At 72.1% G+C, this 20474-nt stretch carries 14 protein-coding genes; 5 read left to right on the top strand and 9 right to left on the bottom strand.

Features of this window, described 5'->3' with window-relative positions; genetic code table 11:
• Window positions 1-152 precede the first annotated feature (152 nt).
• Window positions 153-1334, top strand: a complete 1182-nt coding sequence (locus tag CSC64_RS04900; RefSeq protein WP_162434203.1) for a class I SAM-dependent rRNA methyltransferase — start codon at window positions 153-155, stop codon at window positions 1332-1334.
• A gap of 27 nt (window positions 1335-1361) precedes the next feature.
• Here the strand turns inward: CSC64_RS04900 and putP are convergent, their stop codons facing one another.
• Both putP and CSC64_RS04890 read right to left on the bottom strand, forming a co-directional pair.
• Window positions 1362-2849, bottom strand: coding sequence for a sodium/proline symporter PutP (putP, locus tag CSC64_RS04895; protein WP_162434202.1), 1488 nt, complete (start codon window positions 2847-2849; stop codon window positions 1362-1364).
• Window positions 2850-3014: 165 nt separating this feature from the next.
• On the bottom strand, window positions 3015-3383 hold the full coding sequence (locus CSC64_RS04890; protein ID WP_162434201.1) for a DUF488 domain-containing protein: 369 nt from the start codon (window positions 3381-3383) through the stop codon (window positions 3015-3017).
• Between the two features lie 97 nt (window positions 3384-3480).
• On the opposite strand from CSC64_RS04890, the gene CSC64_RS04885 reads away from it, so the two are divergent.
• On the top strand, window positions 3481-4866 hold the full coding sequence (locus CSC64_RS04885; protein ID WP_162434200.1) for a DNA recombination protein RmuC: 1386 nt from the start codon (window positions 3481-3483) through the stop codon (window positions 4864-4866).
• A gap of 215 nt (window positions 4867-5081) precedes the next feature.
• Here CSC64_RS04885 and CSC64_RS04880 read toward each other — a convergent pair whose 3' ends face one another.
• The 7 genes from CSC64_RS04880 to CSC64_RS04850 form a co-directional block, all read right to left on the bottom strand.
• Window positions 5082-6104: an MlaA family lipoprotein gene (locus tag CSC64_RS04880; RefSeq protein ID WP_162434230.1), complete on the bottom strand. Its 1023-nt coding sequence runs from the start codon at window positions 6102-6104 to the stop codon at window positions 5082-5084.
• 113 nt (window positions 6105-6217) lie between these two features.
• Window positions 6218-6520 (bottom strand): STAS domain-containing protein, encoded by a 303-nt coding sequence (locus CSC64_RS04875; protein WP_162434229.1) that lies wholly within the window; start codon window positions 6518-6520, stop codon window positions 6218-6220.
• A 14-nt stretch (window positions 6521-6534) separates the two neighbouring features.
• Window positions 6535-7173: an MlaC/ttg2D family ABC transporter substrate-binding protein gene (locus tag CSC64_RS04870; RefSeq protein ID WP_162434199.1), complete on the bottom strand. Its 639-nt coding sequence runs from the start codon at window positions 7171-7173 to the stop codon at window positions 6535-6537.
• 2 nt (window positions 7174-7175) lie between these two features.
• Complete coding sequence (gene mlaD, locus CSC64_RS04865) at window positions 7176-7706, bottom strand: outer membrane lipid asymmetry maintenance protein MlaD (protein WP_162434198.1); 531 nt, start codon at window positions 7704-7706, stop codon at window positions 7176-7178.
• 59 nt (window positions 7707-7765) lie between these two features.
• Window positions 7766-8515: an MlaE family lipid ABC transporter permease subunit gene (locus tag CSC64_RS04860; RefSeq protein WP_162434197.1), complete on the bottom strand. Its 750-nt coding sequence runs from the start codon at window positions 8513-8515 to the stop codon at window positions 7766-7768.
• Window positions 8515-9309 (bottom strand): ABC transporter ATP-binding protein, encoded by a 795-nt coding sequence (locus CSC64_RS04855; protein WP_162434196.1) that lies wholly within the window; start codon window positions 9307-9309, stop codon window positions 8515-8517. The genes CSC64_RS04860 and CSC64_RS04855 overlap by 1 nt, the downstream gene beginning before the upstream one ends.
• 98 nt (window positions 9310-9407) lie before the next feature.
• The gene (locus tag CSC64_RS04850; RefSeq protein ID WP_162434195.1) at window positions 9408-11273 is read right to left on the bottom strand and encodes a Na/Pi cotransporter family protein; all 1866 of its coding nucleotides are present in this window, start codon (window positions 11271-11273) and stop codon (window positions 9408-9410) included.
• A 98-nt stretch (window positions 11274-11371) separates the two neighbouring features.
• On the opposite strand from CSC64_RS04850, the gene recC reads away from it, so the two are divergent.
• The 3 genes from recC to recD are packed head-to-tail and all read left to right on the top strand — an operon-like array spanning window position 11372 to window position 20426.
• On the top strand, window positions 11372-14884 hold the full coding sequence (gene recC / locus CSC64_RS04845; protein WP_162434194.1) for an exodeoxyribonuclease V subunit gamma: 3513 nt from the start codon (window positions 11372-11374) through the stop codon (window positions 14882-14884).
• Window positions 14881-18495 carry an exodeoxyribonuclease V subunit beta gene (gene recB, locus CSC64_RS04840; protein WP_162434193.1) on the top strand — a complete coding sequence of 1205 codons (3615 nt, stop codon included), beginning with the start codon at window positions 14881-14883 and terminating at the stop codon, window positions 18493-18495. Before recC ends, recB begins: the two co-directional genes overlap by 4 nt.
• Entirely contained in the window at window positions 18492-20426 is a 1935-nt protein-coding gene (gene recD / locus CSC64_RS04835; protein WP_162434192.1) for an exodeoxyribonuclease V subunit alpha, read from the top strand. The genes recB and recD overlap by 4 nt, the downstream gene beginning before the upstream one ends.
• Window positions 20427-20474 lie beyond the last annotated feature (48 nt).

The following is a 20474-nucleotide window of genomic DNA, read 5'->3' as shown; positions in this document are numbered from 1 at the left end:
GGGGCGGGCGCGGGGCGCGGCGGGTCCGGCGGCGGCGGAACCCCCGTATTGTCGCGTGTTTTGCCGGCCGGCGCCCGCCGCGGTGCGGCCGGCGGGCCATGCTCCGCGGTATGCGCGGGCCAGCCCGGAGCCGCGGCCCGTACAATTGCCGCATGACTACCCCCAACCCCACCGTGCGGCTGAAGAACGCCTGGCGTTCCAGCCATCCCTGGATCTTCCAGAAGCTGGTCGAGAAGCCGGCGCAGAAGCCCAGGCCGGGCGAGATCGTCGATGCCTTCGACGTCGACGGCCAGTTCATCGGCCGCGGTTTCTACAACGGCCATTCGCGGATCGCGCTGCGCATCCTGGAGACCGATCCGGCGGTGCAGGTCGATGCCGGCTGGTTCGAGCGCAAGATCGGTGCGGCCGTGGGCCTGCGCCGCGAGGTGCTGAAGCTGGACGAGGTCTCCAACGCCTGGCGCGTGGTCCACGCCGAGGGCGACGGCCTCTCCGGGCTGGTGGTGGACCGCTACGACGACCTGCTGGTGGTGGAGTTCTTCAGCGCCGGCATGTACCGCCACCGCGAGTGGATCTACGCGGCGTTGCGCCGGCACTTCGACGGCGCGCGCATCTACAGCTTCGCCGACGAGCACGTGCAGAAGCAGGAGAGCTTCGACTACCGCCCGGTGTACAGCGAGGGCGGCTCGCCGGAGCCGGCGGTGATCACCGAGCATGGCATCCGCTTCCGCGCCGACCCGGCCGGGGCGCACAAGACCGGTTTCTTCGCCGACCAGCGCGAGAACCGGCAGTGGTTTTCGCAGCAGGTCGCCGGCAAGCGCGTGCTCGACCTGTGCTGCAACACCGGGGGTTTCGCCGTGTACGCGGCGGCGCGTGGCGCGGCCGAGGTCACCGGCATCGACATCGATGCCGACGTGATCGAGATCGCCAAGGGCAACGCGAAGCTCAACAGCGTGCGCCCGAAGTTCGTCCAGGCCGACATCTTCCCGTGGCTGCGCGACGCGGCCAACCGCGGCGACCGCTACGACGCGGTGATCCTGGACCCGGCGAAGATGACCCGCGACCGCGACCAGGTCATCCCCGCGCTGAAGAAGTACCTGGACATGAACAAGCTGGCGCTCGGCGTGGTCAAGCCCCGCGGGCTGTTCGCCACCTTCTCCTGCACCGGGCTGGTGTCGGAGGAGCAGTTCCTCGACATGCTGCGCCGCGCCGCGTTCTACGCCGGGCGCACCGTGCAGGTGCTGAAGGTGTCCGGCGCCGGGCCGGACCACCCGTTCCTGGCCAACGTGGCCGAGTCGCGCTACCTCAAGGCGGTGTTCTGCCGGGTGCTGGACTGAGCCGGGCCCGGCAATGCCGGGCCGCGGTCAGTACCCGTTCTCGCGCAGCGTGGCCCGCACCTGCTCGTGGCGGGCCTGCACCGGCGCCGAGGGCGCCTTGCCGAGCAGGCTGACGACCACGATCGCCACGGTGGCCGCGATGAAGCCCGGCACGATCTCGTACAGCGCGCTGCCGGTCTGCTTCCACAGCACCACCGTCAGCGCGCCGACGACCACGCCGGCCAGCGCGCCGTTGCGGGTCATCCGCTTCCAGAACACCGACAGCAGCACGACCGGGCCGAACGCGGCGCCGAACCCGGCCCAGGCATAGGCCACCAGGCCGAGCACGCGGCTTTCCGGGTCGCGTGCGATCCAGATCGCCAGCAGCGCCACGGCCAGCACCATCGAGCGGCTGAACCACACCAGTTCGCGATGCGAGGCCTTCGGCCGCAACAGGCCGCGGTAGAAGTCTTCGGTCAGCGCGCTCGAGCACACCAGCAGCTGCGCCGACAGCGTGCTCATGATCGCGGCCAGGATCGCCGACAGCAGCACGCCGGCGATCCACGGGTTGAAAAGCAGTTCCGACAGCGCGATGAACACCCGCTCCGGATTGGCGTTCACCGGACCGGCCACCTCCGGATGGGCGGCGAACCAGGCGATGCCGAAGAAACCTGTTGCCACCGCGCCGGCCAGGCACAGGGTCATCCAGGTCATGGCGATGCGGCGCGCGCGCGGGATCGTGGCCAGGCTGCCGGCGGCCATGAATCGCGCCAGGATGTGCGGCTGGCCGAAATAGCCCAGCCCCCAGGCCAGGGCCGACACCACGGCGATCGCGCCGCCGGCACCGATCCAGTGCAGGCGCGACGGATCGACCTGCTCGATCAGGACCATCGCCTGCGACGGGCCGCCGGCACCGGTGATCGCGAACACCGGCACCAGCAGCAGCGCGAAGATCATCAGCGAGGCCTGGATGGTGTCGGTCCAGCTGACCGCCAGGAAGCCGCCGACGAAGGTGTAGATGATCGTCACCGCGGCGCCCCAGAACATCGCCTGCGCGTACGGGATCCCGAGCAGGCTCTCGAACAGCCGCGCGCCGGCGACAATGCCCGAGGCGCAGTAGATGGTGAAGAACACCAGGATCACCAGCGCCGAGAGGATCCGCAGCAGGCGGCTGCCATCCTCGAAGCGGTGGGTGAAGTAGTCCGGCAGGGTCAGCGCGTTCTCGGTGCGCTCGGTGTAGACGCGCAGCGGCCCGGCGACCCAGCGCCAGTTGCACCAGGCGCCGATGACCAGGCCGACCGCGATCCACGCTTCCGACGCGCCGCTCAGGTACAGCGCGCCCGGCAGGCCCATCATCAGCCAGCCGCTCATGTCCGAGGCGCCGGCCGCCAGCGCGGTCACGAAGCTGCCCAGCGAGCGCCCGCCGAGGATGTAGTCGTCGAAGGTGCGGGTGCGGCGCCAGGCGGCGAAGCCGATGCCGACCATCAGCAGCAGGTAGGCGCAGAAGGTGAGGAGCAGCGGCGTGCTGGCGGTCATCGGGATCCCGGGGCTGGCGGTGGTGCGGCCGTCGCGCGCGGATCTGTTCCGGTGCGCGGACGGCGGCGGTGACATGGCCGGGAAAATGCCCGGCCGGCGCAGCCTAAGTGCCAGTGCGTGCGTCTGGCAATCTGCGCCGCACCGTGGTTCGCCGCATCCGGCGCGTCACCGTCCGCGCAGCAGGTAGTCGCGCAACGCCACCGCGTTGTTGTGCTCTTCGTCGCGGGCGGCGTAAAGCAGGGTTACCGGACCGCGCGCGCGGTAGGCACGCAGCTGTGCCAGGGCCTCTGGCTTGGCCTCCAGCTCTTCGAAGTAACGGGCGCGGAAGGTGTCCCAGCGTGCCGGATCATGGTCGAACCACTTGCGCAGCGCGGTGCTGGGGGCCAGCGCCTTGAGCCAGGCCTCCGCCGCGAGGTTCTCCTTCGACACCCCGCGCGGCCACAGCCCGTCCACCAGCAGGCGCTGGCCGTCGCCCGGCGCCGGCTCTTCGTAGGCGCGCTTGAGGTGGATGGGGTGGCGCGTGCTGGTGCCCATGCCGCCAAGTCTGGCCCGGCCGGCCTTGGGGCCGCGTGAATGGCCGGGCGCAGCCTCCGGTCGCGACCCCTGCGACCGCCCCCGCTAGACTGTCCGCATGACCGATACCGCCCTGCTCTATCTGGTCGCCGGCCTGCTGCTGGCGGTCCTGGCCTTCCTGCTGGCGTTGCTGCTGCGCCGCCCGGAGGCCGCGCTGGAGCGGGTGCGGGCGCAGCTGGAGGAGGCCTTGCGCGCCGAGCAGCGCGACGGCCGCCTGGAACTGCGCCAGCAGCTGGACGGCCTGGCCTCCACCCAGGGCCAGCGCATCGACGCCTTCGCGCGCAACCTGGCCGACCTGGGCACCCGCACCGACGCCCGCCTGGACACCCTGCGCGACACCCTCACCGAGGACGCGCGCAAGCACCGGCTGGAATCGGCCGAGTCGCAACAGCGCTCCAGCGGGAACCTTTCCACCCAGCTGCGCGAGCTGACCCAGCGCAACGAGCAGCGCATCGGCGAGATGCGCGCCACCCTCGAACAGCAGCTGCGCGCGCTGCAGGCCGACAACGCGCAGAAGCTGGAGAAGATGCGCGAGACCGTGGACGAGAAGCTGCAGAGCACGCTGACCACGCGCCTGGATTCCTCGTTCAAGCTGGTGTCCGAGCGGCTGGAGCAGGTGCAGCGCGGGCTGGGCGAGATGCAGCAGCTGGCCACCGGGGTCGGCGACCTCAAGCGCGTGCTGGCCAACGTCAAGACCCGTGGCGGCTGGGGCGAGGTGCAGCTGGAGAACATCCTCGAGCAGACCCTCACCGCCGAGCAGTACGCACGCGGGGTGAAGATCCGTCCCGAGGGTGGCGAGATGGTCGATTTCGCGGTGCGCCTGCCCGGCCGCGGCCAGGCCGATGCGCCGGTGTGGCTGCCGATCGACGCCAAGTTCCCGCGCGAGGACTACGAGCGCCTGCTCGACGCGCAGGAACAGGGCGACCAGGAACTGGTGCGCACCAGCGGCGCCCAGCTCGAGCGCGCGATCCGGGTCCAGGCGAAGTCCATCTGCGACAAGTACATCGCGCCACCGCACTCCACCGATTTCGCGGTGATGTTCCTGCCCACCGAAGGCCTGTACGCCGAAGCCATCCGCCGCCCGGGGCTGACCGATGCGCTGCAGCGCGAGCATCGCGTGGTGGTGGCCGGGCCGACCACGGTGACGGCGCTGCTCAACAGCCTGCAGATGGGCTTTCGCACCCTGGCCATCGAGCAGCGTTCCAGCGAGGTGTGGGCGCTGCTGGGCGCGGTGAAGAGCGAGTTCGGCAAGTTCTCCGGGATCCTGGAGCGGGCCGAGAAGCAGATCAACACCGTCGGCAAGAGCCTGGGCGACGCCAGCCGCAAGACCCGCACCATCGAGCGCCGCCTGCGCGGGGTGGAGACGCTGGGCCAGGAACAGGCGCAAGCCCTGCTCGGCGACCCGCTCCCCGACGACCCCGACCCCGAAGAAGACCCCCTGTAGGAGCCCACTTCAGGGGGCGACCTGGCAACGCCTGGATACGCGGTGTTCAACGCACATCCTCCGGATGGGTGCGCGTTCATGCGTGGCTTCGACCTGCCGCATCGGGTCGCCCCCTGAAGTGGGCTCCTACAAAGGGCATGCACGCGCTTCGCGGCGTTATGGCATCGGCGCCGGCGTGGGCGGCGGCGAATCCGGCATGCGCACGTGCGCGGCGGTTACGGCACCGTCACCGGGATCGGCATCGCGTTCGCCGGCACGGTCGGATTGCGTTCTTCCTCTTCCTCTTCGCGCAGGTAGTCGGGAAGGTCGCCGTCCTGCGACCGGTTGCGGCGGTCGCTCTCGATCTGGAAGGTGCGGCGCTTGAGCCAGGCGTCGCGGGTGATCGCGTATTCGTCCGGCGCCGCGTCGCGCAGCGCGTCCAGCGCCAGCAGCTGGGCGCGGGTGTCCACCAGCTGCAGGCCCTGCAGGGCGATGCGTACCTTGTCTTCCTCGATCCGCGGCGTCATCGACAGCGGCGCGTCGCCGGCCAGGCCCATCACGTCGCGCAGGGTGCGCGGGCCGAAGAACGGCAGCTCCACGTAGCGCGAACTGCGCCAGCCCCAGATGCCCAGGGTCTGGCCGAAATCCTCGCTGCGCCGCTTCATCTTCAGGTCGCTGGCGGGGTCGAACACGCCGCCGATGCCCAGCGTGGAGTTGACCAGGAACCGGCCCACGGTCTGCACCGCGTCGCGCGGCCGGCCCTGCAGCACCTGGTTGACGAAGGTCAGCGGCGAGGACAGGTTGTCGAAGAAGTTGGTCACGCCCAGCCGCACCGGCTGCGGCACCACCGCCACGTAGGCGCGGGCGATCGGCCGGGCCACGGCGCGGTCGACCATGTTGTTGAAGGCGTGGATGCCGCGGTTCATCGGCTCCCACGGGTCGTAGGCGACCGCGGCCGGGGCGGTGTCCACGGCCGGATCCGCAAGTGGTGGCGCCTCGCCGTAGAGCGCGGCGTAGTCGTCCTCGGCCGCGGTGGGCGCGCCGGAAGCGGTGGCGGCTTCCGCGCCCGCCGGAGGCTCCGCTGCGATGGCAGCGGAACCATCGTCCGGACCCGCGGCGGCACCCGCATCGGCAGGGCCTTCGACACCGGCGCCAACTTCCGTCGCAGTGGCGGCAACAGTGCCGCCCTCACCCGCCGGCGGCAAGGACGAGGAAGCGGCTGACTCCGGTCCGGTCGCCACTTCCGTGGCACCGGCCATGCCGGCCACCGGCGTGCCGCCAGGCGGCGTCGCCGCCGGCCCGGGGGTGCCGGCGCAGGCGGCCAGCGCCAGCAGCAGCGCAACGGGCGCCAGCGGGCGCAGCACGCGATCGATCACGGAGCGGCGTCCGCGTAGCCCAGCGCGGCATCCAGGCGATAAGCCGCGCGCAGTTCGGCCAGGCCTTCGGGCGCACCGTGCAGCACCGGGGGGGTGCCCTGTGCGGCCGCGCACGTCATCGCTTCGGCCAGCAGCGCCAGCCCGGCGCTGTCCAGGCGCGTCACCGCGGTGATGTCGATGCTGCGGATACCGGCCAGCAACGGCGGCAGCGACGGCCACGCCGCGGTAGCCGCGGCGCGGTCGAGCTCGCCGGCCAGGTGCAGCACCTCGCCTTCGCGTCGCAACTGCAGGCCGGCCATGGTCGCGTGCGTGCTCACTCCGCCTGCGGCTGCAGGGCGCCGGCGCGCAGGTCGGCGGCGACCTGGGCGATGGACTTCTGCCGCAGCGGGGCGTCGAACTGGCTGCGGAAGGTCTGCACGTAGGACACGCCTTCCACCATCGCGTCGAAGATCTTCCAGCCGCCGTTGTCGCGGACCAGGTAGTCGACCGGGATCGGGTTGCCGCCGTCGCGCACCACTTCGGTGGACACCTTGAAGCCGCGGTTGCCCGGCAGCGCGGTTTCCGACTTCAGCCGGATCCGCGGCTTGCCTTCGATGTTGACCAGCGCCGCGCCGTAGCGCTGCATCAGGTTGTCGGTCATCGCGTCGGCGAACAGCTTGACGTCGGCGTCGCTGGCGCCGCGGCCGTGCGGGCCCAGCACCAGGCGCGCGGCGTACTCGCGGTCGAAGGCGGCGCTCAGTTCGCTGTTGACGAAGGCCTTGGGCGCGGCCGGGTTCTTCTGGAACTCGGCGGGGCGCTGCTGCAGGGTGTCGAGGATGCGGGTGCCGTTGGCGACCACCTGCTTGCCGGCCGCGGCGGGGGCCGTGGCGGTGGCCTGCTGGGCGCGGGCGGCGTCCGGCGCGGCCGCCAGCAGCGGCAGGGCCAGGGCGAGGGAGAGGATCAGGGGCTTCATGGTCACTGTGCTTCCGTGGGGGGCGGTTCCGTGGCGGGAATTTCCGCCGGCGGAGGGGAGGCCGCGCCGGAACCGCCGGCGCCGCCGAACATGTACTTGCCGACCAGCTGGATCAGGTCGATCGCCGGCTGGGTGTAGGCGATCTCGTCGCCGGGCCGCAGCGCTTCCGGATCGCCGCCCGGCTGCAGGCCGATGAAGCTTTCGCCGAGCAGCCCGGAGGTGAAGATGCCGGCGGAGGTGTCCGCGGGCAGCTCGGCGTAGCGCTTGTCGATCGCCAGGGTGACGATGGAATCGAACTTCACCGGATCGAGGTCGATCCGGTCGACCCGGCCCACGACCACGCCGCCGATCTTCACCGGCGCCTGCAGCCGCAGCTGGCCGAGGTTGGAGAAGCGCGCGGTCAGCTCGTAGCTGCCGCCGCCGATGCCGAACTGGCGGTTGGTCGAGGCGAACGCCAGCACCAGCAGCGACACCAGCGCCAGCACGAGGAAGGCGCCGACCGCGAATTCGAGCCTGGGACCACGGATTGCCATGGGGATTACCTATAGGAACCGGTTTGAACGAAGAAACAACGCGGTGAACAGCGCCGCGGCTACTGGAAAAGCAAAGCCGACATCACGAAATTCAGCATCAGCACCAGCAGCGAGGCGTTGACCACCGCGCGGGTGGTCGCCACCGAAGTGCCCTCGATGGTCGGCTCGGCGTGGAAGCCCACGTAGGCCGCCACCAGCGCCGCGGTGCCGCCGAACACGGCCGACTTCAGCAGCGCAACGCCGAAGTCGTCCCAGAAATCGACGCTGCCCTGCAGCGCCGACCAGAACGTGCCGTTGTCCAGGCCCAGCACCTGCACCGCCTGGAACCAGCTGGCGCTGATCGCCAGCGAGCAGAAGAACACCGTCAGCAGCGGCACGCACAGCACCGCCGCCCAGAACCGCGGCGCCACCGCCTTGGCCACCGGGTCGATCGCCATCAGCTCCAGCGCCTTGATCTGGTCGGTGGCGCGCATCAGCCCCAGTTCCGCTGCGATGGAGCTGCCGGCGCGGCCGATGAACAGCAGCGCGGTCAGCACCGGGCCCAGTTCGCGGTACAGCGACAGGCCCAGCAAGGTGGACAGCGCGTCGGCGGCACCGAAGGTGGTCAGGGTGCGGTAGCCCTGCAGGGTCAGCACCAGGCCCACGAACGCGCCGCCCACGGCGATGATCGGCAGCGAGCGGCCGCCGATCTTGTAGATCTCGCGCACCAGTTCGGCGAAGAAGTCGCGCGTGGGCAGCGAGGCGCGCAGCACCGACAGCGAGAACAGGCCGGCGCGGCCCAGCGATTGCACGGTCGCGGCGAAGGCCATTACGCGGCCTCCGTGCGGCGCGGCGGAACGCTCTCGAACGGAATCGGTCCATCCGGCTGGCCATCCAGGAACTGCCGCAGCAGCGGGTCGGAACTGGCCTGCAGCTGCGCCGGGGTGCCGTCGAAGACGATCCCGCCGTTGGCCACCACCACCGCCTGGTCGGCGATCGGCAGGGTCTCGTGCACGTGGTGGCTGACGATGATGCTGGTCAGCCCCAGGCTGCGCGACAGCCGCCGGATCAGGCTCATGATCACGCCCGAGGCAATGGGATCCAGCCCGGTCAGCGGTTCGTCGTACAGCATCAGCGGCGGATCCAGCGCCAGCGCCCGGGCCAGCGCCACGCGCCGGGCCATGCCGCCGGACAGCTCGCGCGGATACAGGTCGGCGGCGGCGCGCAGGCCCACGGCATTGAGCTTCATCGCCACCAGCCGCTGCAGCAGCGGCTCGGGCAGGGCGGTGTGCGCGCGCAGCGGCAGGGCCACGTTTTCGGCCACGCTCAGGTCGGTGAGCAGGCCGTTGCCCTGCAGCAGCACGCCCAGGCCCTTGCGCATCTCCAGCAGCGCGCGCGCCACGCGCGGCACCGGCTGCCCGAACACCTGCACCGAACCGGTCGCCGGCACCAGTTCGCCGGTCACCGCGGCGAGCAGGGTCGACTTGCCGGTGCCCGACGGGCCCAGCACGGCCGTGATGCTGCCGGCCGGCACCACCAGGTCGAGGTCGCGCAGGATCGTGCGCGAGCCGCGATCGAGGCGGGCGCCTTGCAGGACGACGGCGGGGGCGGTCGGAGCGGTCATCGGGAGGGGGTGGCGATCCGTGGCGGCACGTGCGAACCGCGCATCATGCGCACTTCATACTGAATCCAGACCCTATATTAAACCTGTGGGTACAGGAATTATCCGTTCCGTGGACGGGTCTTGCCGTCGCGCGTCTCCGGGCTGCCGTCGCCGTGCGCGGCAAGCTGTCGCAGGCGCTGCAGCGACGCCGGCTCCTCGGCGAAGGCGGAGACCTGGCGCAGGCTGCGGTAGATGCGTTCGGCGTAACCCTGGTCGTTGAGCAGCGATCCGGCTTCCAGGCCATCGAAGCGGCCGTTGCGCACCTGTTCGAACAGGTCATCGCGGAACCGCGCGTCGAACGCCTCCGCCTGCCGGTCCAGTTCGTCCAGCCGCAGCGTGCTGGCGCCGCCATCACCGGCGCGGGCGATGCCGTGCAGCGCCCGGCCCTGGCCGAACAGGTTGCGGCGCAGCGCCACGTAGGCCTGCCGCACCGCCGAGTCCGGCTCGCGCAGCCGTGGCCCGAGGTTCTTCTGCAGGTGCTTGGCGTCCTTGACCGCGTTGACCAGCTGCAGCGCCGCCATCTGGCTGCCGGCCCAGAAGCGCTGGTGCTCCTGGTCCAGCGGCGCCTCCAGCCGGCCCATGAAGCCGAGCAGGTCGCCATACACGCCCTTGACCCGCTGCTGGTAGAGCAGCTCCACGTCGTGGCAAGCCTCGGCCAGTGGCCTCGCATCGAGCAGGGCATCGTCGATCTCGGCGCGGGCGTAAAGATCCGCCGGCAGGCCCAGCGCCTGGCAGATCACCTCCAGGCTGAGCCCGCCCAGATGGCGCAGTTCCAGCGCCACGGCGGCGGATGCGGCATCGGCCGACTCCAGCGCCGGCCCGCTGAGATGGCGCGCGCGCAGCCGCTCGACCGGCGCGGCGCCTTCCATCGCCACCGTCGCCGGCACCGCCGGTTCGTCGCGCTCGGGCAGCCACTTCAGCAGCAACGCCGCCAGCTGGTCCTGCCAGGGCCAGAACAGGGCCACGCCGCCAGCGTTGAACAGGGTGTGGAACAGCGCCAGCTGCAGCAGCGCGTTGTCGCCGAAGCCGGCCAGCCCGGCCAGCGTCCGCATCGTCCAGGTCAGCGGCACCAGCAGCAGCAGCGCCAGCAGCGCGGTCACCCCGTTGAACAGCACGTGCGCCAGCGCCAGCCGCTGCCCGCTGCGGTTGCCGCCGAGCATGCCGACGAAGGCGGTGCTCACGCTGCTGCCCACGTTGGAACCGATCGCGATGGCCAGGCCCTGGTCCAGCTGCAGCTGACCGCCGGCCAGCGCGGCCAGGGCCAGCATCAGCACAGCGTGGGTGGACTGCAGCACCACCGTGGCGACCAGCCCGACCAGCACGAACAGCAGGGTCTGCGCCCAGCCGCTGCCGCCGGCTTCGGCCAGGTCCATGTTGCCGCCCATCGCCTCGAAGCCGGCGCGGATCTGGTCGATGCCCAGGAAGATGAAGGCCACGCCCATCACCACCCGCCCGGTGGCCTTGCCGCGCGGCCCGAAGAAGCCGCCCATCACCCCGAACACCAGCAGCGGCAGCGCCAGCGGCGACAGGCTCAGGTTCTGTCCGGCCAGCGCCAGCAGCCAGATGCCGGTGGTCGCGCCGAGGTTGGCGCCGAAGATGATCGCGATGCCACCGGCCAGCTGGATCAGCCCGGAACTGATGAACGCGATCGCCAGCAGCGACACCAGCGTGCTCGACTGCAGCACGGTGGTGCCGACGATGCCGAACAGCAGGCCGCGCGCCGGGGTGCCGGTGCTGCGCGCCAGCAGCTGTTCCAGCTTGCCGCCGGCGAGCTGGCGCAGCCCGTCTTCCAGGCACTGCAGGCCGAACAGGAACAGCGCCAGCCCCGCGCACAGCTGCAGCCAGCCGCCGCTGCGCCAGAACGACCAGCCCAGCGCGGCGACGAGGAGCACGAACAGCGGCAGGCGCAGGGTCTTCCAGGTCAAGGCGGTCGGCTTCGGTGGCAAAGGCGGGGGCCATTATCCGGGTACAGCGCGCGCAGCGCGTCTCGCGCCATGAGAGCGGGCTGCGGCAAGATGGCCCGATGACGGCCGCCCCGGACTTCCGCCTCTACCACTCCAACGCGCTGGACGTGCTCGCCGGGATCCTCGCCGAAGTGCTGCGCGAACCGGCGCCGGGGCAGCCGCTGCTGGCGCCGGAGGTGGTGCTGATCCCGCAGGTGGCGATGCGGCGCTGGCTGCAGGCCACGCTGGCGGCTGCGCACGGAGTGGCGGCGAACATCGAGTTCCTCACCCCCGGCGAATTCGTCGGCCGCGCGCTGGCGGCGAACCCCGGGCCGGAACAGGCTACCGATGCCATCGTGCGCGATGCCACGCGCGATGAGCTCGACGCGGCGATGCTGCACTGGCACCTGTATGCGGCGCTGACCGATCCGGCGGTGCTGGCGATGCCGGGAATGGCGGCCATCGCGGCGCATGTGGGCGGTGGCGGGGAGGCAGCGGGGCAAGCCCCGCTCTACGGAGAGCACGTCGCGCGTTCTGGCGGCGGCGATCCGCTGCGGGCGTGGGCGCTGGCCGGCGAGCTGGCCGGGGTGTTCGAGAAGTACCAGGCCTGGCGCCGCGACTGGCTGCTGCGCTGGGAGGCCGGTGCCGACCGCGACGATCCGCAGGCAATCCTCTGGCGCCGCGTGGCGAGTGGCCGCGCGCACCGGGCGCGACGGATCCAGCAGTATCTGGAGCGCTTCGGCGCGCACGACGGGCCGCTGCCACGGGGATTGCCGCCGCGGCTGTCGGCCTTCGCCACGCTCAATGTCTCGCCGGACGTGCTGCGGGTGATCGCCACCCAGGCGCGGGTCGGCAGCCTGCACCTGTTCGTGCCCTCGCCGGTGGCCGACTACTGGGGCGACCTGCAGCGCCAGCGCCGCGGCGAGGCTGCGGAGGACGCCGGCGAGCACCCGCTGCTGCAGCGCTGGGGCGCGGCCGGCGTGGACTTCATGCGCATGGTCGGCGACTACGAGGTGGTGCACGCCTCGGCGGAGTTGCAGGCGAATGTCGACCCGGGCGCCGTGCCGGCACTGGAAGCGGCTGGGGCCGGGGCTGGCGGACCCCCGGAAGCTGGCGCAGGGAACGCCGGCTCCGGTGCCGCGCCCGGCCTGCTGCGGCGCCTGCAGTCGGACCTGTTCCATCGCCGCGCCGCCCCGGGTTTCCCGCCGCGCGACGAGGTCGATCGCGGCGACCCGAGCCTGCAGCTGCACGCCTGCCACACCCGCCTGCGCGAACTGCAGGTGCTGCACGACCAGTTGCGCGGGCTGTTCGACGATCCGCGCTTCGATCCGCCGCTGCAGCCGCGCGAGGTCGCGGTGCTGGCGCCGGACATCGATCCCTACCTGCCGTACCTGGACGCGGTGTTCGGCCGCCGTGGCCAGGACGACGCCATTCCCTACGCGCTGGCCGATGCCAGCCCGCTGGCCAACGAGCCGCTGGCCGAAGTGTTCCTGCGCCTGCTGGCGCTGCCGGTCTCGCGCTTCGGCCTGCATGAAGTGCTGGACCTGCTGTCCAGCCCGGCGCTGGCCGAGGCCAACGGCCTGGATGCGCCGGCACTGGAACGGCTGCAGTCCTGGCTGGAGCAGGCCGGTGCGCGCTGGGGTATCGATGCCCGGCATCGCGCCGGTTTCGATGCGCCGGAAGACGAGGCCTACACCTGGGCCTTCGCCCTGGACCGCCTGCTGCTGGGCCACGCCACCGGCAGCGACGCGCCGGTGCTGCTGCCCGGTGGCCAGGTGCTGGCGCCGCTGCCGGAGCTGGAAGGCGGCGCCCTGGATGCGCTGGATACCCTCGTCCGCCTGCTGCGCGTGCTCGCCCTGCATGCGCGCGTGCTCGGCGAAGCGATGCCGCCGGCGCACTGGCGCGACCGCCTGCTGCACCTGCTCGACGCACTGCTGCCGCGGGCGCCTTCGAACCCGGCCACCCAGCGAGCGCTGGACCGCCTGCGCAGCCTGGTCGACGCCTTCGCCGCCACCGCCGCGCGCGCCGGCTACGAGGCGCCGGTGCCGGCCGAGGCGGTGCGCGCGCACTTCGCCGACGCGCTGGCCGAGGCCGATCCCCGCGCGCCGCTGCTCACCGGCGGCGTCAGCGTCGGCCGCATGGTGCCGATGCGGCTGCTGCCGTTCCGGGTGGTGTGCGTGCTGGGCATGAACGATGGCGAGTTCCCGCGGCGCGATCCGGCCGCCGGGCTCAACCGGCTCACCGCCGCCCTGGGCAGCGACCGCCGCCGCCCCGGCGACCGCTCCACCCGCGACGACGACCGCTTCCTGTTCCTGCAGCTGATGGTCGCCGCGCAGGACGTGTTCTATGTCAGCTGGATCGGGAATGACCCACGCGACGGCAGCGAGCGCGAATCATCGGTGCTGGTGTCCGAGCTGGTGGACGTGGCGAAGGCGCATCACGCCGATCCGGAGGCCGCCGCGCGCGAACTGGTCGTGCGCCACCCGCTGCAGCCGTTCTCGCCGGCCGCGTTCGGCGCCAGCGGTGAATCGCGCCGTTTCTCCTATCGCGAGGCCTGGCGCGACGCCGCCGCGCAGCCGGCAACCCGCCGCATCGCACTGCCGCCATGGTTCGCCGGCGAGGCGTTGCCTGCGATCACGGACGAGTCCGCGCCTGCGCTGCAGGTCGACGAACTGCAGCGCTTCCTGCGGCATCCGGCGCGCGCGCTGGTGCGCCGCATGGGACTGCAGCTGCCGGAGGTGGAGGCAGCCGGCGAAGACATCGAACCGCTGTCCGCGCCCGGCACCGGCCTGGAAAAGATGCACCTGCAGCAGGCCGTGTTCGAAGCGCTGCTGCGCGACGAGGATTCCGCCGCCACCCATGCGCTGTTGCGTGCCCGTGGCCTGCTGCCTTCGGGTGCGTCGGGCCGGCGCGTGCTGGCCGTGTTGCGTGGCGGGCTGGCGCCATACGCGGAAGCCTTCCGGGGCTGGCGTGGCGATGCGCAACCGCAGTCGCTCGTGCTGCCCGGGCTGGAGATCGATGGCGTGCGCCTGCAGGGCCGGATCGGGAACGCCTGGCCGCACGGCCTGGCCCGCCTGCGCTTCGGCGAACCCAATGGACCGTCTTCGATCCGCCACGGCCTGGACTGGCTGCTGGCGTCCGCGGCCGGCCTGGCACTGCCGCTGGTCGAGTTCCACGAAACGAAGGAGGGGCCGGGCCCGCACATCCGTGAGCCGCTGCCGCCGGCGCAGGCCCGGCAGGCGCTGGGCCGCCTGCTGCAACTGCGCGCGCAGGGCCTGCGCGAACCGCTGCCGTTCGCGCCTTACAGCAGCTGGGAGCTGTACTGCTGCAGCGACAACTTCACCAGGGCGGTGAAGCAGGCCAGCGCGAAGTGGCATGGCAACGGCCGGGGCTTCGCCGAAGGCGAGGACCCGGCGTTGCGGCTGGCCTTGCGCGGGCGCGATCCGTTCGCCGACGACGCGATGCTGCTGCGGTTCGCCGACACCACCATGGTGGTGTTCGCCGCGGTCGTGGAAGGCAGGGTCTACGAAGGCGTGGATGCGGAAGCCCTCCGGGGCCTGGCCGATGCCTGGGACGCGGAGGACGCGGCATGAGTGCGCAGGACGCCTACCTGTCGCTGCCGCTGTCCGGCGTGCGCGCGATCGAGGCCTCGGCCGGCACCGGCAAGACCTTCACCCTGGCCACGCTGGTGGTGCGCTTGGTGCTCGAACGCGCGTTGCCGATCGAGCGCATCCTCGCCGTCACCTTCACCGAAGCGGCCACCCAGGAACTGCGTGCCCGCGTGCGCCGGCGCCTGCTGCTGGCCGCCGGCATCGCTGCCGGCGTGCCGTACGACGGCGCCAGTCCCGAGGCTACGCTCACCGCTGCGCTGATCGACGCGCACGTCGCGAGCAGTGGCGAAGCACGCGAGCAGGTGGCGCGCCGCCTGCGCGCCGCCGCCGACGGCATCGACCAGGCCGCGGTGTTCACCATCCACGGTTTCTGCGCGCGGGTGCTGCGCGAGCACGCGCTGGAAAGCGGCCAGGGCTTCCACGCCCAGGAACTGCTGGCCAACGACCAGGCCCTGCGCGAGGCCATCGCCGCCGACCTGTGGCGCGCGCATGCCCGCGACGATGACAGCGTCGAGGACCTCACCACCCTGTGGTCGCAGGGCCACAAGGCGCTGGCGCAGGACCTGTCGCTGCTGGTGCGCGAAGCGGTGCTGCTGCCGCCACCGCCCGCTCCGTTGCCGGACCCCACGTCGCTGCTGCACGCCGCCGCCGGAGCGCTGGTGGAATCGGCGCGCACCCACGCCGAAGGCTTCCGCGAGTCGCTGCTGGCGGCGGTCGAAGGCAAGGTCCTGAACGCGAACAGCTACAAGGTCGAATGGATCGAGGACCTGTTCGCCGCGCTGCGCCGCTGGTGCGCGGCTGGCGACCCGCGGCAGCCGTTCACGCACGGCAAGCTGGGACAGCTGCAGCGGCAGACCCTGCAGGCGCGCACCCTCAAGGCCGCAGCCGGGCGCACGCCCGATTCGCCGCTGTGCACCGCGGTGGAGGGCTACGCCGTGGCGCTGGCCGCGATGGGCGACTACCGCGAGGCGCGCCGCGCCACCTTGCTGCACCGCATCCGCGAAGACGCACGCAGGCGCCTGGCCGCGCACAAGCAGCAGTTGCAGGTACAGACCTATGACGACCTGATCGACCGCGTCGCCGCCGCGCTGGACGGCCCGCACACCGCCGCATTGGCCCAGCAGCTGCGCGCGCAGTACGCGATCGCCCTGGTCGACGAGTTCCAGGACACCGACCCGCGCCAGTGGAAGATCTTCGACCGCGTGTTCGGCGCCGGCAGCGACGATCCGGCGCTGTTCGTGATCGGTGATCCGAAGCAGGCGATCTACGGCTTTCGTGGCGGCGACGTGGAGACCTACCTGGCTGCGCGCGCCACCGCCGAGCAGGCGCCGCCGCTGTCGCACAACTTCCGCTCCCGCCCCGCCGTGCTCGGCGCGATCGAGGCGCTGTACGCGCAGGCTGATGCCGCGGCCCGTAGCAATGACAAGCTGTCGCCGCCGTTCGTCGATGAGCGCATCGAGTTCCACGCGGTCCAGCCCGGCGGCAAGCGTGCCGACGGCGACTACCTGCGCGCCGGCGTCCCCGCGCCGGCGCTGGTGCTGTGGCAGGCGCCGCCACCGAAGGACAAGGCGCACAAGGCCGGCGAGTCGCGCGAACTGGCCACCGCCGCCTGCGTGGCTGCGATCCACGCGGTGCTGGGCGATGCCCGCGCCGGCCGCGCCACCATCGATGGCCGCCCGGTACAGCCCGGCGACATCGCCGTGCTGGTGCGCAAGCATCGCGAGGCCACGATGATTCGCGAGGCGCTGGCCCGGGTCGGCATCCCCGCCGTGGCCGCGGGCAAGCAGAGCCTGTTCGCCACCGCAGAGGCGCACGAACTGCACGTGCTGCTGGAAGCACTGCTGCATGGTGGCGACGAGTCGCGCCTGCGCGCGGCGCTGGCGACGGTGCTGGTCGGTGAGGACGCGCAACGCCTCTCCGCGCTCAAGGACGACAGCCCGGCGCTGCGCCAGTGGCAGGACACCGCGCTCGGTTGGCGCGAACGCTTCGACCGCGGCGGCCCGCTGGCCCTGGTCAACGAGCTGTGCGCCTGGCATGCCACCCGCCTGCTCGCCCTGCTCGACGGCGAGCGCCGCCTCACCAACTACCTGCAGCTGGCCGAACAGCTGCAGGAAGCGCAGCGCCACGCACCGGCTCTGCACGGCCTGGTCGACTGGCTGGAGCAGGTCATCGCCGCGGCCAGTGCCGACGACGATGCGCAGCTGCTGCGCCTGGAGTCGGATGCGCGCCGCGTGCAGGTGGTGACCCTGCACAAGAGCAAGGGCCTGGAATACCCGCTGGTGTTCCTGCCTTACGCCGGCATCGGCGGCAAGCCGCCGGACGCCGGGCGCCGGGTGGTCGTGCACGAAGGCGAAGGCCGCGTGCTGCACTGGAAGCTGCAGGCGGAAACCAGCGGCTGGGAGCCGGCCGTGGACGCCTGGAAGCGGGCCCAGCGAGCCGAGGACGCACGCCTGCTCTACGTTGGCCTGACCCGCGCCCGCGACGCGCTGTGGCTGGCCACCGGCGCGTTCTACAGCCACGCGCAGTCGCCGCTGTGGACGATGGTGCAGGACCCGGCCGCGCTGGCCGCGCGCGCGCGCGGCAGCATCGTCATCGATCAGGAGCCGCCGCCGGCCGCACTGCCTTGGCTGCCGCCTCAGGCCGAGGGCGAGGTGCCGCCGGTGCGTCGTGCGACCCGCACGCTGGCCAGCGACTGGTGGGTCTACAGCTTCACCCAGCTGGCCAACGCGGACACTGGCCACGATCCTTCCAGCGCGGCGCCCCAGCCGGCGGCCAGCGGTCGCGACGAGCCTGGCGAAGCGGACGCCGTCACCGAAACCGCCAGCGCCGACGACGGCTTCGATCCACGCTTCGCCGGTGCGCGTTTCGGCGTGGTGATGCACGAAGTGCTGGAGACCGCCGATTCCGCCGCCTGGCGCGACTGGCGACCCGGCGATCCGGCACCCGCCGGCGAACACGGACGCATCGTCGAGTCCCTGCGCCGCGGCGGCTACGGCGCCGACGAGGTCGAAGCCGGCACCGGCCTGCTCACCGCACTGGCCGGGCAGGCGCTCACCGTGGCCCTGCCCGAAGGCACGCGCCTGGCCGACGTGCCCGAGCCGCAGCGCCGCCCGGAAATCGAGTTCCAGTTCGCGTTGGCGCCCACTCGCATCGACCGCCTGCTCGCCCTGCTCCACGCGCATGGCCTGCTGCGCACGCGCCAGGGCTTCGGCGGCCGCCGCCAGCTCGAAGGCCTGATGACCGGCCTGATCGACCTCACCTATGTCCACGACGGCCGCTGGTACGTGCTCGACTACAAGTCCAACCGCCTGCCCGCCTACCACGCCGCCGCCATGGACGAGGCGATGGAGCATAGCGAGTACCCGCTACAGGCGCTGATTTACACGATAGCCCTGCACCGCTGGCTGCGCTTCCACCTTGGTGCCGGGTACGACTACGCGCGCGATTTCGGCGGCGTGCGCTACCTGTTCTGCCGCGGGCTCGATGCAAGCCAGGTCGATTCACCCGGCGTGCAGGCATGGCGCTTCGCGCCGGAACTGTTGCACGCGGTCGACGCGCTGTTCGCCGGCCAGTCGCAGGAGGCGGCGGCATGAGCCTGCTCGATGCCCTGCGCGGCCAGTTGCGTACCGTCGACCACGCGCTGGGCCTGAGCCTGCGCCGGCTCGATCCGGACACGCCCGATGAAGTCGCCGCCGCCGCGGCACTGGCATCGCTGGCGGTGTCCGCCGGCCATGCCGGCTTCCGCCCCACGCATCCGTTCGACCTGGTCGATGCCGAGGTGCCGTGGCCCGCAGCCGGCGAATGGCAGCGCATCCTCGAAGCCTCGCCCTGGATCGCCACCCCGCAGGCCGGCGACGCCGAAACCGCCGCCGATGCGCCGCTGGTGCTGGAACACGGCCTGCTCTACCTGCGCCGCTACCGCGAATACGAACGCCGCCTCGCCGCCGGCCTGCAGCGCCTCGGTGGTGTCGATGCCGTCGATGAGGCCGCGCTCGCCGCGCTGGCGCCGCTGTTCGCATGCTTGTTCCCGCAGGCCGCCGGCGGCGACGACCGCCAGGCCCGCGCCGCCGCCGTGGCCCTGCGCCAGCGCCTGCTGCTGGTCACCGGCGGCCCGGGCACCGGCAAGACCACCACCATCGCGCGCCTGCTGGTGCTGCTGGTTGCGCGCGCGGCGGCCACCGGCGCTGGCGCGCCGAGGATCGCCCTGGCCGCGCCCACCGGGCGCGCGGCCGAACGCATGGCCGAGAGCCTGCGCAAGGCCACGGAACTGCTCGCTGCGGACGGCATCGACGCCGGCCTGCTCGCGCCGCTTTCCACCAGCGGCTCCACCCTGCACCGCCTGCTCGGCACGCGCCGGGATTCTTCGGAGTTCCGCCACCACGCCGGCAATCCGCTGGACCAGGACCTCATCGTGGTCGACGAAGCCTCGATGATCGACCTGCCGCTGATGGCCAAGCTGGTCGAAGCCGTGCCCGACGGCGCGCGTCTGATCCTGCTCGGCGACCCGGACCAGCTGCCCTCGGTGGAGGCCGGCGATGTGCTCAGCGGCATCCTCGCCGCCGCCGGCGACGGCCTGCGCCTGGCCGCCGACGACGCCAGCGCGCTGCGCCCGCTGCTGGGAGACATCGATGCCGCGGCCATCGACTCAGCAGGCAGCGACACCGCGACCCTCGACACCGCACCCATCAACAGCACTCGCAGCGCATTCCCCGCGCGCCACGTGCACCTGCTGCGTGGCAGGCGCCAGTCCGACGCGCTGGACCTGGCGCCGCTGGCCGCCGCCGTGCGCGCAGGCGACACCGGCGAAGCGCTGCGCCTGCTGCATGCCGGCCAGCTCAACGGCGTGCACTACCACCCCGCCCTGGCCGATCCGCTCGCCGATGCCACCCAGCGCGAGCGCCTGCTCGCCCACTGGGCCGCACTGGCCGATGCACCCGACCCGGCTACCGCACTGGCCTGTGCCGCCAAACTGCGCCTGCTCACCGCCGTGCGCGAAGGCCCGCAGGGTGCGCGCACCCTCAACACGCGGATCGAAGCGCTGCTCACCGGCCGTCTGGCCGCGTCGGCGGTGCGCAGCCATGCCCGCCACGCGCGTGGCGACGGCGCCTTCTTCCACGGCCGCCTGCTGCTCATCACCGAGAACAGCTACCGCCACCGCCTGTTCAACGGCGACACCGGCATCTGCCTGCGCGACGCCGACGGCCAGATGGCGGCCTGGTTCCCCGGCGACGCGCCCGACCAGCCGCGCGCCTTCCACCCGGCGACCCTGCCGCGCCACGACAGCGCCTTCGCCATGACCGTGCACAAGGCGCAAGGCTCGGAGTTCGATGCGGTGTGGCTGCTGCTGCCCACCAGCGACAGCCGCGTGCTCTCGCGCGAACTGGTCTACACCGGCCTCACCCGCGCCTGCCACGAACTGCACCTGGCCGCCAGCCCGGACATCCTCGCCACCGCATTGTCGCGTCATGCCAGCCGGATTTCCGGGCTGGCGTGGCGGTTGGGGGGTGAAAAAACCGGGCGCTGACCGGGTACCTGCGAAACCGCGGCGATCCGCAGGGCTGGCCGCGGCCCC

It is taken from the genome of Pseudoxanthomonas koreensis (assembly GCF_010093225.1).
Taxonomy (GTDB): Bacteria; Pseudomonadota; Gammaproteobacteria; order Xanthomonadales; family Xanthomonadaceae; genus Pseudoxanthomonas; species Pseudoxanthomonas koreensis.
Note: the sequence above shows the minus strand (reverse complement) of the source record. Positions and strands in the feature narration are given on the sequence as shown.